Here is a 16,693-nt window from a genome sequence, read left to right on the forward strand (position 1 = left end):
CACTGAAGTCAGCCTAATGGGTTCGCCACTTTACCGGCGCACGTTATGACGCCGCCGGCGCCTGCAGCCGCACCTCGCGCATGTTGGCGGACAGCGCCAGCATGATGGTCAGGATGATGCCGCCGGCCGCCACGCAGGCCAGGCCGGTGCGGATGCTGAAGTGTTCGCCGATGTAGCCGGCCGCCAGCGCGCCCAGCGGCGCCACCGCCACCGTCAGGAAGCGCATGGTCGACACCATCCGGCCCAGGTATTCGTCCGGCGTCACTTTCTGGCGCATGGTGGTGTAGGGCATCAGGAACAGCATCACCCCGCAATCGAGGAAGAAGGACATGGCCGCGCAGGCAATCGCACTGGCCATCGGCATGCCGAACAGGTTCGCCGGAATGGTCGGCGTGGCGGCGAAGGCGAAGGCGCACAGCCCGATGCCGATCAGCATGGTGCCGCCGGCGCCATAGCGGCTGTTCAGCGGCTTTAGCATCATCGAGCTGGCCAGTACGCCGAGCCCGCCCACCATCTGCGCCACGCCCAGCATGCCGGCACTCATGCCCAGTTCGCGCGTCGCGAACAGCACGTGTAGCGCGGCAAAGCCATAGAACAGCATATGCCAGGCGCCCGCCGCCCAGGCCAGCGTGCGCAGCAGCGGCTGGCCCCAGATGAACAGGAAGCCGTCATGGATGTCGCGCAGCGGGTGCTTGTTGGATGGCGGCGGCTTGGGATCGGTGGCGCTCACATTGCGCAACAGGAGAATGGAGGCGACAAAGCCGAGGGCGTTGACCATGACCGCATAGGGCGCCGTCAGCCATTGAATCAGCACGCCGGCCAGGCCGGGCGCGATCAGGCGCGAGGCGGAGTCGGTCGCGCCGAATTTGGACTGGGCGTCGGTGAGGCGGTCGCGCCCGATCAGGTTGGTCAGGAAGATTTGCTCGGCGCCGCCGCCGACCACATTGCAGCCGCCGCAGATGAAGGACACCGCATACATCCAATGAATGGACAGCACGCCCATCCAGTACGCGACCGGGATGCTGGCCAGCGTGACCGCCTGGATCGCTTTGCTGGCCAGCAGCACCGGCAGCTTGCGGTTACGGTCGAGGAAGACGCCGGCGGGCAGGGCCAGCAGCGCGAACGGGATCGCCGCCGCCGCGCCCAGCATGCCCATCTGCGCGGGCGTGGCCTTCAACAGCAGCGCCGCGCACAAGGGCAGGGCCAGCGCGCTGATATAGCTGCCAAAGCCGTTCAGGATGGCGGCGGACCAGTAGCGGCGAAAGTCGCCGTTGCGCAGCAAGTCATCGCCGGACAGCTTGTCATTCAGGTAACGGCGGAAGGGGGTAAGAATAGGAGACTCATTAGTGCAGGTTGCCAAGTTTCAATCATACCAGTGCCGGAGTTAGGCGCTACAATCCTTCAGTAATATTCCCACCTTGGAGGAGAACCTGATGCAATATGAAGACCTGATCGTCGAAGTGCACGACAAAGTAGCACTGATCCGCCTGAATCGCCCCAAGGCGCTGAACGCGCTGAACGACCGCATGATGAACGAGCTGGGCGATGCCTTATATAAGTTCGACGCCGATCCGGCGATCGGCTGCATCGTGCTGACCGGCAGCGAGAAAGCCTTCGCCGCCGGCGCCGATATCGCGGCCATGGCCGACTACACTTATCAAGATACCTACCGCGACAACTACATCACCCGTAACTGGGAACACATCCTGCGCATCCGCAAGCCGGTGGTGGGTGCCGTGGCAGGCTACGCGCTGGGCGGCGGTTGCGAGCTGGCGATGATGTGCGACTTTCTGATCGCGGCCGACAGCGCCAAGTTCGGCCAGCCGGAAATCAAGGTCGGCGTGACGCCGGGCGCGGGCGGCACGCAGCGCCTGCCGCGCGCGATCGGCAAGGCCAAGGCGATGGACATGCTGCTGACCGCCCGCAATATCGATGCTGCCGAAGCCGAGCGCATCGGACTGGTGTCGCGCGTGGTCCCGGCCGATAAGCTGATCGAGGAAGTGCTGGCCGTGGCCAGGCAGATCGCATCGATGTCGCCTTCGGTGGCGATGCAGATCAAGGATGCCGTCAACCGCGCCTTTGAAACCACGTTGACGGAAGGCGTCAATTACGAGCGCCGTTTGTTCCATGCCGGCTTCGGTACGCCCGCTCAAAAAGAAGGGATGCATGCTTTCCTCGAAAAGCGCTTGCCTAACTTCGAAGGTCTTTGATATAGTTCGGCCCCTCGCGACACAACGCATGCAAATGCAGAGTAGAACGAGGGAAAACGGAGTGAAAACGAGGGGTTGACGAGAAGCACGAAACGCCGCATAATCTCACTTCTCTGCTGCGAACAAAACGCTTCGCAAGCAAGCAGTACCGAATTGAATAGTTCTTTAAAAATTAACAGTCGATAAGTGTGGACGTTTGATGAGAGTGCACGCGGAGCTTCGGTTCCGCGATACTTAAAATATCAAATGTTCACAAGAAGTAATGAAATAGGCGCTATGAAAATAGTGGCCTGTCAGTATTTTGAGTGAGCGACCCGTCGAAAGACGGTGACACGAAAGTGTCAAATAAACAGAGATTAAACTGAAGAGTTTGATCCTGGCTCAGATTGAACGCTGGCGGCATGCCTTACACATGCAAGTCGAACGGCAGCGCGGGGCAACCTGGCGGCGAGTGGCGAACGGGTGAGTAATATATCGGAACGTACCCTGGAGTGGGGGATAACGTAGCGAAAGTTACGCTAATACCGCATACGATCTAAGGATGAAAGCAGGGGACCTTCGGGCCTTGTGCTCCTGGAGCGGCCGATATCTGATTAGCTAGTTGGTGGGGTAAAGGCCCACCAAGGCATCGATCAGTAGCTGGTCTGAGAGGACGACCAGCCACACTGGAACTGAGACACGGTCCAGACTCCTACGGGAGGCAGCAGTGGGGAATTTTGGACAATGGGCGCAAGCCTGATCCAGCAATGCCGCGTGAGTGAAGAAGGCCTTCGGGTTGTAAAGCTCTTTTGTCAGGGAAGAAACGGTGGGGGCTAATATCCCCTGCTAATGACGGTACCTGAAGAATAAGCACCGGCTAACTACGTGCCAGCAGCCGCGGTAATACGTAGGGTGCAAGCGTTAATCGGAATTACTGGGCGTAAAGCGTGCGCAGGCGGTTTTGTAAGTCTGTCGTGAAATCCCCGGGCTCAACCTGGGAATGGCGATGGAGACTGCAAGGCTAGAGTTTGGCAGAGGGGGGTAGAATTCCACGTGTAGCAGTGAAATGCGTAGATATGTGGAGGAACACCGATGGCGAAGGCAGCCCCCTGGGTCAAAACTGACGCTCATGCACGAAAGCGTGGGGAGCAAACAGGATTAGATACCCTGGTAGTCCACGCCCTAAACGATGTCTACTAGTTGTCGGGTCTTAATTGACTTGGTAACGCAGCTAACGCGTGAAGTAGACCGCCTGGGGAGTACGGTCGCAAGATTAAAACTCAAAGGAATTGACGGGGACCCGCACAAGCGGTGGATGATGTGGATTAATTCGATGCAACGCGAAAAACCTTACCTACCCTTGACATGGATGGAATCCCCGAGAGATTGGGGAGTGCCCGAAAGGGAACCATTACACAGGTGCTGCATGGCTGTCGTCAGCTCGTGTCGTGAGATGTTGGGTTAAGTCCCGCAACGAGCGCAACCCTTGTCATTAGTTGCTACGAAAGGGCACTCTAATGAGACTGCCGGTGACAAACCGGAGGAAGGTGGGGATGACGTCAAGTCCTCATGGCCCTTATGGGTAGGGCTTCACACGTCATACAATGGTACATACAGAGGGCCGCCAACCCGCGAGGGGGAGCTAATCCCAGAAAGTGTATCGTAGTCCGGATTGTAGTCTGCAACTCGACTGCATGAAGTTGGAATCGCTAGTAATCGCGGATCAGCATGTCGCGGTGAATACGTTCCCGGGTCTTGTACACACCGCCCGTCACACCATGGGAGCGGGTTTTACCAGAAGTAGGTAGCTTAACCGCAAGGAGGGCGCTTACCACGGTAGGATTCGTGACTGGGGTGAAGTCGTAACAAGGTAGCCGTATCGGAAGGTGCGGCTGGATCACCTCCTTTCTAGAGTGGCACGGTCAGCAATGACCAACTCATCAAGCGTTCACACTTATCGACTGTCAATATAGAAGAGAACAGCAATATTGGGGCTGTAGCTCAGCTGGTTAGAGCACCGTGTTGATAACGCGGGGGTCGTTGGTTCGAGTCCAACCAGCCCTACCAGTCTTGGTTGTAAGCAAGACCCATTGGGGGATTAGCTCAGCTGGGAGAGCACCTGCTTTGCAAGCAGGGGGTCGTCGGTTCGATCCCGTCATCCTCCACCAAATGCTTTTACGTAAGCCGATCAGGTTTAGGTAAGAGCAGTTCTCGTTCTTTAACAATCTGGAAGAAGTAAGTAAATTTTTATTGATCGCAACACCGACAGGTGGTGCGATGGGTAATGATTGTATGTATCAACAAACGCAACAACGTAGTACTTCTTATTCCTATAAACGCTCCTTGTTTAGTCGCAGGGGCTAACGTTATAGGGACAAGTGAATAAGTGCACATGGTGGATGCCTTGGCGATTACAGGCGATGAAGGACGTAGTAGCTTGCGATAAGCTGCGGGGAGCTAGCAAACAAGCTTTGATCCGCAGATTTCCGAATGGGGAAACCCGGCCCTTTGGGTCATTGCATGCTGAATACATAGGCATGCAAAGCGAACGCGGCGAACTGAAACATCTAAGTAGCTGCAGGAAAATAAATCAACCGAGATTCCCAAAGTAGTGGCGAGCGAAATGGGAAGAGCCTGTACGTTTTAGCATGACGCATAACAGAATCCACTGGAAATTGGAGCCATAGCGGGTGATAGCCCCGTATGTGAAATGCGATGTGTGGAACTAAGCGTACGACAAGTAGGGCGGGACACGAGAAATCCTGTCTGAATATGGGGGGACCATCCTCCAAGGCTAAATACTCGTAATCGACCGATAGTGAACCAGTACCGTGAGGGAAAGGCGAAAAGAACCCCGGGAGGGGAGTGAAATAGATCCTGAAACCGTGTGCATACAAACAGTAGGAGCGGACTTGTTCCGTGACTGCGTACCTTTTGTATAATGGGTCAGCGACTTACATTCAGTGGCAAGGTTAACCATATAGGGAAGCCGTAGAGAAATCGAGTCCGAACAGGGCGATAGTCGCTGGGTGTAGACCCGAAACCAAGTGATCTACTCATGGCCAGGATGAAGGTGCGGTAACACGCACTGGAGGTCCGAACCCACTAATGTTGAAAAATTAGGGGATGAGCTGTGGGTAGGGGTGAAAGGCTAAACAAACTTGGAAATAGCTGGTTCTCTCCGAAAACTATTTAGGTAGTGCCTCAAGTATCACCATCGGGGGTAGAGCACTGTTATGGCTAGGGGGTCATCGCGACTTACCAAACCATTGCAAACTCCGAATACCGATGAGTGCGAGCTTGGGAGACAGACGTCGGGTGCTAACGTCCGGCGTCAAGAGGGAAACAACCCAGACCGCCAGCTAAGGTCCCAAAGATTGGCTAAGTGGAAAACGAAGTGGGAAGGCTAAAACAGTCAGGATGTTGGCTTAGAAGCAGCCATCATTTAAAGAAAGCGTAATAGCTCACTGATCGAGTCGTCCTGCGCGGAAGATGTAACGGGGCTAAGCCAGTCACCGAAGCTGCGGATATGCGTAAGCATATGGTAGGAGAGCGTTCTGTAAGCCTGCGAAGGTGTCTTGTAAAGGATGCTGGAGGTATCAGAAGTGCGAATGCTGACATGAGTAGCGATAATGGGGGTGAAAAGCCCCCACGCCGTAAGCCCAAGGTTTCCTGTTCAACGTTCATCGGAGCAGGGTGAGTCGGCCCCTAAGGCGAGGCAGAGATGCGTAGCTGATGGGAAGCAGGTTAATATTCCTGCACCGTCGTATGATGCGATGGGGGGACGGATCGCGGAAGGTTGTCTGCCTGTTGGAATAGGCAGTTTCTGGTTCATAGAAGGCGCTTAGGCAAATCCGGGCGCAGGATTCAAGGGACTGGGACGAGGCACTTAGGTGCTGAAGCAATCGGAAGTGGTTCCAAGAAAAGCCTCTAAGCTTCAGTCATACGAGACCGTACCGCAAACCGACACAGGTGGGCGAGATGAGTATTCTAAGGCGCTTGAGAGAACTCGGGAGAAGGAACTCGGCAAATTGGTACCGTAACTTCGGGAAAAGGTACGCCCTTGTAGCTTGACTGGCTTGCGCCAGAAGGGTGAACGGGTTGCAATAAACTGGTGGCTGCGACTGTTTAATAAAAACACAGCACTCTGCAAACACGAAAGTGGACGTATAGGGTGTGACGCCTGCCCGGTGCTGGAAGATTAAATGATGGGGTGCAAGCTCTTGATTGAAGTCCCAGTAAACGGCGGCCGTAACTATAACGGTCCTAAGGTAGCGAAATTCCTTGTCGGGTAAGTTCCGACCTGCACGAATGGCGTAACGATGGCCACACTGTCTCCTCCCGAGACTCAGCGAAGTTGAAGTGTTTGTGATGATGCAATCTACCCGCGGCTAGACGGAAAGACCCCATGAACCTTTACTGTAGCTTTGCATTGGACTTTGAATCAATCTGTGTAGGATAGGTGGGAGGCTTTGAAGCGGGGACGCCAGTCTTCGTGGAGCCAACCTTGAAATACCACCCTGGTTCATTTGAGGTTCTAACCTTGGCCCGTTATCCGGGTCGGGGACAGTGCATGGTAGGCAGTTTGACTGGGGCGGTCTCCTCCTAAAGTGTAACGGAGGAGTTCGAAGGTACGCTAGGTACGGTCGGACATCGTGCTAATAGTGCAATGGCATAAGCGTGCTTAACTGCGAGACTGACAAGTCGAGCAGGTACGAAAGTAGGACATAGTGATCCGGTGGTTCTGTATGGAAGGGCCATCGCTCAACGGATAAAAGGTACTCTGGGGATAACAGGCTGATTCCTCCCAAGAGTTCATATCGACGGGGGAGTTTGGCACCTCGATGTCGGCTCATCACATCCTGGGGCTGTAGCCGGTCCCAAGGGTATGGCTGTTCGCCATTTAAAGTGGTACGTGAGCTGGGTTTAAAACGTCGTGAGACAGTTTGGTCCCTATCTGCCGTGGGCGTTGGAAATTTGAAGGGGGCTGCTCCTAGTACGAGAGGACCGGAGTGGACAGACCTCTGGTGTACCGGTTGTCACGCCAGTGGCATTGCCGGGTAGCTAAGTCTGGAAGAGATAACCGCTGAAAGCATCTAAGCGGGAAACTTGCCTTGAGATGAGATTTCCCAGAGCCTTGAGCTCTTTGAAGGGTCGTTCGAGACCAGGACGTTGATAGGTCAGGTGTGGAAGTGCAGTAATGCATTAAGCTAACTGATACTAATTGCCCGTACGGCTTGTCCCTATAACCTTAGCAGGGTATAGAGAATGAGAAGTACGTTGGAACGTTCGTTGATACAACTTCATTACCCATTTACTTGCTTCTCCAGATTCCGAGATGGCGCCACGCGCCGCTCTTACAAGTCAAAGCTTGATGACCATAGCAAGTTGGTCCCACCCCTTCCCATCCCGAACAGGACCGTGAAACAACTCTGCGCCGATGATAGTGCTGCAACCAGTGTGAAAGTAGGTTATCGTCAAGCTAGTTATATAGAAAAACCCCCACCAGCCTGAACGCGCTCAAGATCGCGCTCAGTGCCGGTGGGGGTTTTTTGCGTTCAAGGATATACTCTTGCAAATGAATGAACATACTGCGAGAGACGTCGTATTGGTCCGTGCCATCGAGACCGCCGACCAGAAAAAAGAAATCCTCAGCGACGACGATCGCATGTATGCCAGCCGCAGCGCACGCGAGCTGGCACAGTGGCGCGCCGCGGACCGCAAAGCCGAAGTCACCGGCGACGATTTCCTGCAGCAGCGTTCCGAACAAATCCTCAGACGCCTGGCTGAACGTACGCCGGCGTTTGCCAACTTCATCAAGCGGCGCAATCCCCTCACAGCCTTTTCGCTGGCCTTGCCGGTTATCGCCTTGCTGCTTGGTGCCGGCCTGGACCGCATCACCGATCCGCATCGGGTCGACCTGCTGTCGGCGCCTTTGCTGTTGATCATCTTCTGGAACCTGCTGGTCTATCTGGGTTTGCTGGCCTGGCTGTTTGTGCCATCGCGCCCACGCGCGCAGCGCCGCTTGAATGTACCGCGCAAGATGCCGCAAGTGTTGTCGGCCGCTTTGCTGGACTTCATGCGCGAATGGTCGCAGCTGAGTGCCAGGCTGACCTCGGCCAGGCTAAGCCGCACCATCCACTTGAGCGCCGCCATGTTCGCCATTGGCGCCCTGATCTCGCTGTACGCGCGCGGGCTGCTGTCGCAATACGCGGCAGGCTGGGAAAGCACCTTCCTCGATGCCGGCCAGGTGCACAGCCTGTTGTCCTTCCTGTTCGCGCCGGCCGTCGCGCTGTTTCACTTGCAGGGGTTTTCGCTGGCGGAGATTGAAGCGCTGCGCTTTCCGCAAACCACGGCGGCGGCAGGCGGCGCGCGCTGGGTACATCTGTATGCCGCCACGATCTTGCTGCTGGTGGTGGTGCCGCGCTTGCTGTTGGCGGCGCTGGGGCAATGGCGCGCGATGCTGCTGGCACGCCGCTTTCCGCTCGATCTCGATCAACCGTATTACCGCAAGCTGAACGACTTCATGGGCATGGCCAAGGGCGGCATGCTGCGCGTGCTGCCTTACAGCTTCACCGTCGACGAAGAACGTCATCGCGGCCTGGGCCAGATCGCCATCGCCCTGTTCGGCGAGCAGGGCCGTGTAATGCTGCGGCCATCGGCTTCGTATGGCGAAGAGCCGCAAGGCGGCCTGCGCGACGATGCGGACGTGAGCATCACGGCGGCGCTGTTCAACCTGACCGCCACGCCGGAGCAGGAAAACCACGGCGCCTTCCTCGATTACCTGGTGAAGAATTCTCCGCGTGGCGTCGCGGTACTGCTGGATGAATCCGGCTACCTGGAACGCATGGGGCAAGAACGCCTGGCCGAACGCACCGCGCTGTGGCAGCAGTTCTGCAGTCATCACCGGACCACGGCCACGGTGGTCAATCTGCGCGAGCCGGCGTTGCATCCGCTCGATGGCGGCCTTGCTGTATCGGACGCCGCATGAGTACGACGGTACAACTGGCACTGATCTCGCACACCAACAACGGCAAGACCACGCTGGCACGCACGCTGATCGGCGTCGATGTCGGCGAAGTACGCGATGCCGCACACGTGACGATCGCCTCGGAATCGCACACCTTGCTGGCGACGCCGCAGGGCGATGAACTGCGCCTGTGGGATACGCCGGGCTTCGGCGATTCGGTGCGCCTGCTGAAGCGGCTCGGACAATCGGGCAATCCGATCGGCTGGTTCCTGCGCGAAGTGCTGGACCGCTATCGCGACCGGCCGTTCTGGCTGAGCCAGCAAGCCTTGCGCTCTGCCAGGGATGCGGCCGATATCGTGCTCTACCTGGTCAACTCATCCGAAGATCCACAGGACGCCGGCTACGTGCGGGCCGAAATGAAGATCCTCGAATGGCTGGGCAAGCCGGTGGTGGTCTTGCTTAACCAGACCGGGCCGCCACGCCCGTTGGCGGAGGAGCAGGCGGAGCAGGCGCGCTGGCGCGATCATCTGCGCCAGTATCCGGTGGTGCGTGAAGTGCTTGCGCTGGATGCGTTCGCCCGCTGCTGGATACACGAGCGCGTGTTCTATGAAGCGCTCGGCAAGCTGCTCAATGCACAGCAGCAGCCCGGCTATGCGCGCCTGTTCTCCGAGTGGGAGGCCAGCAACGCAGCGCGCTACGACCAGGCCATGCAGCTGCTGGCCAGGCAGCTGCAGTTGGCCGCGCGCGACAGCGAAGTCGTCGAGGCCGAGTCCAGCAGCATGCTCAAGTCGGCGTTGAAAGTGGTTGGCATCGGCAAGAACGAAGCACAGCAGCGCCAGGACAAGACCATGGCCAGCCTGGTCGCGCGCTTGAACCAGGCGACCGTCGAGATGACGCGCGAACTGCTGATACTGCACAAGCTCGACCCTGCCGATGCCGCGACAATCAACGCGCGGGTGCGCGATCATTTCGCGTTGCGCGCGCCGATCGACAAGGCGCAGGCGGGACTGCTGGGCGCGATGATTTCCGGTGCGGCCACGGGCTTGTCCGCGGACCTGTTGTCCGGCGGTTTGACGCTGGGCGGCGGTGCCTTGCTGGGGGGCGTGGTCGGCGCGTTGACCTTTGCCGGCGCGGCCTGGGGTTTTAATTCAACCACCGACCGCAACCAGGCGACCATGCAATTCACCGACGCCTTCATGCGCTCGCTGGTGGTGGCCGGGATCCTGCGCTACCTGGCGGTGGCGCACTTTGGCCGTGGCCGGGGACATTTTATCGACAGCGAGGCGCCGGCATTCTGGCAAAGCGAAGTCGAGCACGTGGTCGCGCAGCATGACGCTGCGCTGGCCTTGCTGTGGAAAGATGTGCGCCGCGAGGATGATGCGGTGGGCAAGGCCCAGGCGCTGATCAAGCAGATTGCATCAGCCACGCTGGCGCGGCTGTATCCGGGCGTGGCGCGGCAGCTGCGGTAAATCAGAACTGGAAGCGGGCGCCGAAGGAGATCAGGCGCACCTCGCTCTTGGTCAGGTAGGAGCCTTCCAGGTTGAGCGACCAGTGGCGGTTGAAGGCGTAGCCGACGCCCACGCCAACCATGGGATCTGTCTCTGTCTTGTCTGCCAGCGTGGTGCGGTTGCCCTTCATCTCCGTGCGGCCGACGCCGGCGCGGCCGAACAGGCTGAAGCGCTCGTTCAGCGGCGCCGTGCCCATCAGCGAGATGCCGAAATGGTTGTCCGGATAGTAGCCCGCTTCCGAGAACAGGCCGCGGAAGGGGGAGAGACTCAGGCTCCGGTTATACACTTCGAAGCCCAGGTTGGCTGTGTACTGGTAGCCGACGGCGGCGCCGAGCGTGATGTCGTTGCTGTTGTCGACGTATTTCGACGAGACGCTGGCGCGGCCGGCATTGGCCGCCAAATACACGCCGGGTTCAAACGCTGGCGCGGCGAACGACGCGGCGGAAGCGGCCAGCAAGGCCAGTGCGGTGAGGGTATGTCGCATATTGCTCCTGATAATAGATCGGTCATTGGGTGCACGGCACTTGATGAATTTGCAATGCCGTCGGTGCCCATACTAACGCTTAATTATCTTTAAAGCAATTTTGATGTTTCTACAGCTTGCACGCCCAGCAGGCGCCGCATGGCGGTCGCTTCCTCGCCCGGGCTGCGGCCGAAATAGCGTTTGAACTCGCGGCTGAATTGCGACGGACTTTCATACCCGACCTGGGCCGATGCCGACTGTGCCGTCATGTCGTTGCGCGCCATCAGCAGGCGGGCCTGGTGCAGCCGGGCCGACTTCAGGTATTGAATCGGCGAGCAATGCGTCACCGACTTGAAGTGCACGTGGAAGGCCGGCACGCTCATCGCCGCTTCCGCCGCCAGCATGCCGACGTCGATGTCGGCCGCGTAGTCGGCATGGATGCGGCGCAACGCCTTGGCGATGCGGCCGAACTGCCCCTGGCTGGTGAGCGCGGCGCGCATCGCCGCGCCTTGCTCGCCCATCAGCGCGCGGTAGCAGATTTCGCGCACGATGCCCGGCCCCAGCACGCGCGCCTCCAACGGCGAGCTGAGCGCTTCAAGCAGGCGCAGCACCGTCTCGCGCAGGCGATCGTCCATGCGGGTGATCATCATGCCCTTCGGCATCGCGGGCACTTCGTTATCGGTCTGGTCGATGGCGAACATCAGGTCGGCCAATGTGGTGCGGTCGACGCGGATGCTCAATCCCAGCAACGGTTCTTCTTCCGACGCGTCGGTGGTGCTGGTGAAGGGCATGGGCACGGCGACCACCAGGTAGTGGTCGGCGTCGAACTGCAGCACGTCGTTGCCGAAGTAGGCGCGCTTGCGGCCTTGCAGCACGATGGCGATGCAGGGATCGGACATCGACGGCGTCTTGGTCGAGCTGCAGTTCGAGCGGGTCAGGCGCACGTCGTCCAGCGCCGTCATCGTATAGCCTTCGTTTGGCGCCAACTGGTGGTGCAGGGCGATCATGCGTTCCACGCTTATTCCTTCCTATGCTTTGATGAATAGGAATGATCCATGATTCGCGCGCCTATCGCTACCGTTGTGTGGACGATCTATAGGATTAGGCAATAAGTGCATAGTCATGTGCATTCGCAGCATGCGGATTAATTCGTAAGATGCAGTCTGGTGTTATTGCCATTGAAAGGACCGCATCATGACAGCTATTGCACAAACAAATCGAAAGGTGATCCTGATTGCCGGCGCCAGCCGCGGCAGCGGTCCTGCCACTGCCCGTCAGCTGGCGGGCGAGGGGCATCACGTGGTACTGGGCGCGCGCCGCTCCAGCAAGCTGCATGCGCTGGTGGCGGAAATCCGCAAGGCGGGCGGCTCGGCGGAATGGTATGCGCTGGACGTGTCGCAGCCGGAGGAGATGCGTGAGTTCCTGGCGTTTGCGGAAGACGTCCACAAGCGCGTGGACGTCGTGATCAACAACGCCTGATTCTTACTTCGGGGAGAACAGGACTTTTACCAGGTCGTCCGCCGTCGCCTTCAGTTCTTCCGGCGCATGATAAATGCGCTCCATCACCACATTGCCTCGCGTGAACGTGACCACCAGGCGGGCGGCCGCCTTTGGCGACAAGATCAGGCGCGCCAGCGCATCGGGCGCCGACAAGCGCTCTTCCAACACTTCAGCCAATCCTTCCAGCATGCCGCGCAGCGCATTGCGCAGCGCCTCATTCATCGCGGTCTCGTCGGTGGCGATCTTGGTCGTCAGGCAGCCGCGCGTGGGGGAGGACGGCGTGTCGTCCAGCTGCGGCACCGGCTCCGACATCGAGGCGATCACATAGTGGAAGTAGTCACGCAGCGCGTCGGCGGGATCGGCCGCCCGCATCTGCTCGCGCACCGCCGCCAGGTAGTGTCGCTTGTAGCGCGCAAACGCCAGCAGGAATATCGATTGCTTGTCGCCATAGGCGTTGTACAGCGAGCCGCGCAGCACGCCGGTGGCCTGCGCCAGATCCTGCATCGAGGTCGCGGCATAGCCACGCCGCCAGAACACGTGCATCGCCCGTTCCAGCGCTTCTTCCTCATTGAATTGTTTTATGCCTGCCATGGGAGTGATTATCAGCATTCTTGACACTGGTGTCAAGTTTGACTATGCTGTCAAACATGATGAGCACTCGCTTAAGGGATGACTGATGAATATCGCAGAAGACAAGGGCGCCACTGCGCGCGCCATTTTTGCCGGCCTATGCGCCAGCCTGGTGGGGATCGGCCTGGCGCGCTTCGCCTATACGCCGTTGATACCGCCGCTGATCGAGGCGCACTGGTTCGCCGCCAAGGATGTGATCTACCTGGGAGCCGCCAACCTGGTGGGCTATCTGATCGGCGCCTTGCTGGGCCGGCCGATGGCCAGGCGCCTGAGTGCGCGCATCACGCTGCGCTTCATGATGCTGCTGGCCTCGGCGGCGTTCTTCGCCTGCGCCTTCCCGCTATCGGTGAGCTGGTTCTTCGGATGGCGGCTGCTGTCCGGCGTGGCGGGCGGCATCATCATGGTGCTGGCAGCCTCGACCGTGCTGCCGCACATTCCCGCGCATCGCAAGGGACTGGCCAGCGGCGCGATTTTCCTCGGACTGGGATTGGGAATCGCCGCGTCGGGCACGGTGGTGCCGCTGCTGCTGGGCGTCGGCCTGCGCGAGACGTGGATGGGACTGGGCGCATTGTCGCTGGTGCTGAGTATCGCGAGCTGGGGGTGCTGGCCGCACGCAGTGCATGCACAAGTGCCGCCGGGGAGGCAGGCGGCACCGTCCGCGAGCGTGCGCTTCGATCTGAACCTGCTGTACACGCAATACGCGCTGATGGCGTTTGGCGTGGTGCCGATGATGGTGTTCCTGGTCGACTATGTGGCGCGCGGCCTGGGGTGGGGGACGCATACGGCAGCACTGTTCTGGATCGTCTATGGCATAGGCGCGATTGCCGGGCCGATGATTTATGGTCCGCTGTCCGATCGCATCGGTCCCGCGCTGACCAGTCATCTGGCGCTATGGCTGCAAGTGGCCGTGGCCGGCGTGATGATCATCTCGACGAATCACCTGGTGTTGATGGTGGCCACGCTGCTCATCGGCACCTTTCCGCCGGGCATAGTGCCGATCACTCTGGGGCGCGTGCATCAGATACTGCCGGGTGATACGCATGCGCAGAACGCCGTATGGAGCAAGGCCACCACGGTGTTTGCCTTGTTCCAGGCGGTGGCGGGATATGGCTATTCTTACCTGTTCGCGCAAAGCGGCGGCGACCATCGTTTGCTGATCGGCATAGGTGCAGGCGCATTGCTCATTGCAGTATTTGCGGACGGCGTGAAGAAAGTCCTTGCCAAGCCGAAGAGCGCTTTGCTATAGTTCGCCTCCCCGCAAAACGGAGCATGCAAATGCGAAGTGAGCGAGGAAAAAGAAGAGCTTGACGAGATGTGCGAAACGCCTCATAATCTTGCCTCTTCGCTGATGAACACAACGCTTCTTCAGCAAGCAACACCGAATTGAGTTCTTTAAAAATTAACAGTCGATAAGTGTGGACGTTTGATGAGAGTGCACGCGGAGCTTCGGTTCCGCGATACTTAAAATATCAAATGTTCACAAGAAGTAATGAAATAGGCGCTACGCAAGTAGTGGCCTGTCAGTATTTTGAGTGAGCGACCCGTCGAAAGACGGTGCCATGAAAGTGGCAAATAAACAGAGATTAAACTGAAGAGTTTGATCCTGGCTCAGATTGAACGCTGGCGGCATGCCTTACACATGCAAGTCGAACGGCAGCGCGGGGCAACCTGGCGGCGAGTGGCGAACGGGTGAGTAATATATCGGAACGTACCCTGGAGTGGGGGATAACGTAGCGAAAGTTACGCTAATACCGCATACGATCTAAGGATGAAAGCAGGGGACCTTCGGGCCTTGTGCTCCTGGAGCGGCCGATATCTGATTAGCTAGTTGGTGGGGTAAAGGCCCACCAAGGCATCGATCAGTAGCTGGTCTGAGAGGACGACCAGCCACACTGGAACTGAGACACGGTCCAGACTCCTACGGGAGGCAGCAGTGGGGAATTTTGGACAATGGGCGCAAGCCTGATCCAGCAATGCCGCGTGAGTGAAGAAGGCCTTCGGGTTGTAAAGCTCTTTTGTCAGGGAAGAAACGGTGGGGGCTAATATCCCCTGCTAATGACGGTACCTGAAGAATAAGCACCGGCTAACTACGTGCCAGCAGCCGCGGTAATACGTAGGGTGCAAGCGTTAATCGGAATTACTGGGCGTAAAGCGTGCGCAGGCGGTTTTGTAAGTCTGTCGTGAAATCCCCGGGCTCAACCTGGGAATGGCGATGGAGACTGCAAGGCTAGAGTTTGGCAGAGGGGGGTAGAATTCCACGTGTAGCAGTGAAATGCGTAGATATGTGGAGGAACACCGATGGCGAAGGCAGCCCCCTGGGTCAAAACTGACGCTCATGCACGAAAGCGTGGGGAGCAAACAGGATTAGATACCCTGGTAGTCCACGCCCTAAACGATGTCTACTAGTTGTCGGGTCTTAATTGACTTGGTAACGCAGCTAACGCGTGAAGTAGACCGCCTGGGGAGTACGGTCGCAAGATTAAAACTCAAAGGAATTGACGGGGACCCGCACAAGCGGTGGATGATGTGGATTAATTCGATGCAACGCGAAAAACCTTACCTACCCTTGACATGGATGGAATCCTTGAGAGATTGAGGAGTGCCCGAAAGGGAACCATTACACAGGTGCTGCATGGCTGTCGTCAGCTCGTGTCGTGAGATGTTGGGTTAAGTCCCGCAACGAGCGCAACCCTTGTCATTAGTTGCTACGAAAGGGCACTCTAATGAGACTGCCGGTGACAAACCGGAGGAAGGTGGGGATGACGTCAAGTCCTCATGGCCCTTATGGGTAGGGCTTCACACGTCATACAATGGTACATACAGAGGGCCGCCAACCCGCGAGGGGGAGCTAATCCCAGAAAGTGTATCGTAGTCCGGATTGTAGTCTGCAACTCGACTGCATGAAGTTGGAATCGCTAGTAATCGCGGATCAGCATGTCGCGGTGAATACGTTCCCGGGTCTTGTACACACCGCCCGTCACACCATGGGAGCGGGTTTTACCAGAAGTAGGTAGCTTAACCGCAAGGAGGGCGCTTACCACGGTAGGATTCGTGACTGGGGTGAAGTCGTAACAAGGTAGCCGTATCGGAAGGTGCGGCTGGATCACCTCCTTTCTAGAGTGGCACGGTCAGCAATGACCAGCTCATCAAGCGTTCACACTTATCGACTGTCAATATAGAAGAGAACAGCAATATTGGGGCTGTAGCTCAGCTGGTTAGAGCACCGTGTTGATAACGCGGGGGTCGTTGGTTCGAGTCCAACCAGCCCTACCAGTGGTACCCATTGGGGGATTAGCTCAGCTGGGAGAGCACCTGCTTTGCAAGCAGGGGGTCGTCGGTTCGATCCCGTCATCCTCCACCAAATGCTTTTACGTAAGCCGATCAGGTTTAGGTAAGAGCAGTTCTCGTTCTTTAACAATCTGGAAGAAGTAAG

Annotated in this window: 9 protein-coding genes, 4 tRNA genes and 4 rRNA genes; 13 read left to right on the forward strand and 4 right to left on the reverse strand. The window is 58.0% G+C overall.

Annotated features, from left to right (window positions below; genetic code table 11):
- Window positions 1-43: 43 nt before the first annotated feature.
- Entirely contained in the window at window positions 44-1,282 is a 1,239-nt protein-coding gene (locus tag ACEN9F_RS22855; protein ID WP_413423634.1) for an MFS transporter, read from the reverse strand.
- Window positions 1,283-1,433: 151 nt separating this feature from the next.
- Between ACEN9F_RS22855 and ACEN9F_RS22860 the strand changes: the two genes are divergently transcribed.
- The 8 genes from ACEN9F_RS22860 (at window position 1,434) to ACEN9F_RS22895 (ending at window position 10,628) form a co-directional block, all read left to right on the forward strand.
- Window positions 1,434-2,210 carry an enoyl-CoA hydratase gene (locus ACEN9F_RS22860; protein ID WP_413423636.1) on the forward strand — a complete coding sequence of 259 codons (777 nt, stop codon included), beginning with the start codon at window positions 1,434-1,436 and terminating at the stop codon, window positions 2,208-2,210.
- 358 nt (window positions 2,211-2,568) lie between these two features.
- Window positions 2,569-4,097: ribosomal RNA gene (locus ACEN9F_RS22865) — 16S ribosomal RNA — on the forward strand.
- Window positions 4,098-4,179: 82 nt separating this feature from the next.
- A tRNA-Ile gene (locus ACEN9F_RS22870) sits at window positions 4,180-4,256 on the forward strand.
- 25 nt (window positions 4,257-4,281) lie between these two features.
- Window positions 4,282-4,357, forward strand: a tRNA-Ala gene (locus ACEN9F_RS22875).
- Between the two features lie 204 nt (window positions 4,358-4,561).
- Window positions 4,562-7,434, forward strand: a 23S ribosomal RNA gene (locus ACEN9F_RS22880).
- Between the two features lie 125 nt (window positions 7,435-7,559).
- Window positions 7,560-7,672 (forward strand): 5S ribosomal RNA (gene rrf, locus ACEN9F_RS22885).
- The 16S, 23S and 5S rRNA genes sit together here with 2 tRNA genes alongside, the layout of an rRNA operon.
- A 95-nt stretch (window positions 7,673-7,767) precedes the next feature.
- The gene (locus tag ACEN9F_RS22890) at window positions 7,768-9,180 is read left to right on the forward strand and encodes a DUF2868 domain-containing protein (RefSeq protein WP_413423638.1); all 1,413 of its coding nucleotides are present in this window, start codon (window positions 7,768-7,770) and stop codon (window positions 9,178-9,180) included.
- Complete coding sequence (locus ACEN9F_RS22895; RefSeq protein WP_413423640.1) at window positions 9,177-10,628, forward strand: GTPase domain-containing protein; 1,452 nt, start codon at window positions 9,177-9,179, stop codon at window positions 10,626-10,628. The genes ACEN9F_RS22890 and ACEN9F_RS22895 overlap by 4 nt, the downstream gene beginning before the upstream one ends.
- Before the next feature lies 1 nt (window position 10,629).
- Here ACEN9F_RS22895 and ACEN9F_RS22900 read toward each other — a convergent pair whose 3' ends face one another.
- On the reverse strand, window positions 10,630-11,151 hold the full coding sequence (locus tag ACEN9F_RS22900) for an outer membrane beta-barrel protein (RefSeq protein WP_413423642.1): 522 nt from the start codon (window positions 11,149-11,151) through the stop codon (window positions 10,630-10,632).
- 89 nt (window positions 11,152-11,240) lie between these two features.
- Complete coding sequence (locus tag ACEN9F_RS22905) at window positions 11,241-12,137, reverse strand: AraC family transcriptional regulator (RefSeq protein WP_413427147.1); 897 nt, start codon at window positions 12,135-12,137, stop codon at window positions 11,241-11,243.
- Between the two features lie 187 nt (window positions 12,138-12,324).
- On the opposite strand from ACEN9F_RS22905, the gene ACEN9F_RS22910 reads away from it, so the two are divergent.
- Window positions 12,325-12,609, forward strand: a complete 285-nt coding sequence (locus ACEN9F_RS22910; protein WP_413423644.1) for an SDR family NAD(P)-dependent oxidoreductase — start codon at window positions 12,325-12,327, stop codon at window positions 12,607-12,609.
- A 3-nt stretch (window positions 12,610-12,612) separates the two neighbouring features.
- Here ACEN9F_RS22910 and ACEN9F_RS22915 read toward each other — a convergent pair whose 3' ends face one another.
- Window positions 12,613-13,221, reverse strand: a complete 609-nt coding sequence (locus ACEN9F_RS22915; RefSeq protein ID WP_413423646.1) for a TetR/AcrR family transcriptional regulator — start codon at window positions 13,219-13,221, stop codon at window positions 12,613-12,615.
- Window positions 13,222-13,306: 85 nt separating this feature from the next.
- Here ACEN9F_RS22915 and ACEN9F_RS22920 point away from each other — a divergent pair, with 85 nt between their 5' ends.
- From ACEN9F_RS22920 to ACEN9F_RS22935, 4 genes are all read left to right on the forward strand, one after another.
- Window positions 13,307-14,506 (forward strand): YbfB/YjiJ family MFS transporter, encoded by a 1,200-nt coding sequence (locus ACEN9F_RS22920; RefSeq protein WP_413423648.1) that lies wholly within the window; start codon window positions 13,307-13,309, stop codon window positions 14,504-14,506.
- Window positions 14,507-14,845: 339 nt separating this feature from the next.
- A 16S ribosomal RNA gene (locus ACEN9F_RS22925) occupies window positions 14,846-16,374 on the forward strand.
- Window positions 16,375-16,456: 82 nt separating this feature from the next.
- Window positions 16,457-16,533, forward strand: a tRNA-Ile gene (locus ACEN9F_RS22930).
- 12 nt (window positions 16,534-16,545) lie between these two features.
- Window positions 16,546-16,621 (forward strand) — tRNA-Ala (locus ACEN9F_RS22935).
- The last annotated feature ends 72 nt before the right edge of the window (window positions 16,622-16,693 follow it).

Source organism: Duganella sp. CT11-25 (genome assembly GCF_047302815.1).
In the GTDB taxonomy this organism is placed as follows: Bacteria; Pseudomonadota; Gammaproteobacteria; order Burkholderiales; family Burkholderiaceae_D; genus Rugamonas.

Coding starts and splice junctions, on each gene's coding strand:
- ACEN9F_RS22860 (WP_413423636.1), top strand. CDS start 1,434: ATGCAATATGAAGACCTGATCGTCGAAGTGCACGACAAAGTAGCACTG.
- ACEN9F_RS22890 (WP_413423638.1), top strand. CDS start 7,768: ATGAATGAACATACTGCGAGAGACGTCGTATTGGTCCGTGCCATCGAG.
- ACEN9F_RS22895 (WP_413423640.1), top strand. CDS start 9,177: ATGAGTACGACGGTACAACTGGCACTGATCTCGCACACCAACAACGGC.
- ACEN9F_RS22900 (WP_413423642.1), bottom strand. CDS start 11,151: ATGCGACATACCCTCACCGCACTGGCCTTGCTGGCCGCTTCCGCCGCG.
- ACEN9F_RS22905 (WP_413427147.1), bottom strand. CDS start 12,137: ATGATCGCCCTGCACCACCAGTTGGCGCCAAACGAAGGCTATACGATG.
- ACEN9F_RS22910 (WP_413423644.1), top strand. CDS start 12,325: ATGACAGCTATTGCACAAACAAATCGAAAGGTGATCCTGATTGCCGGC.
- ACEN9F_RS22915 (WP_413423646.1), bottom strand. CDS start 13,221: ATGGCAGGCATAAAACAATTCAATGAGGAAGAAGCGCTGGAACGGGCG.
- ACEN9F_RS22920 (WP_413423648.1), top strand. CDS start 13,307: ATGAATATCGCAGAAGACAAGGGCGCCACTGCGCGCGCCATTTTTGCC.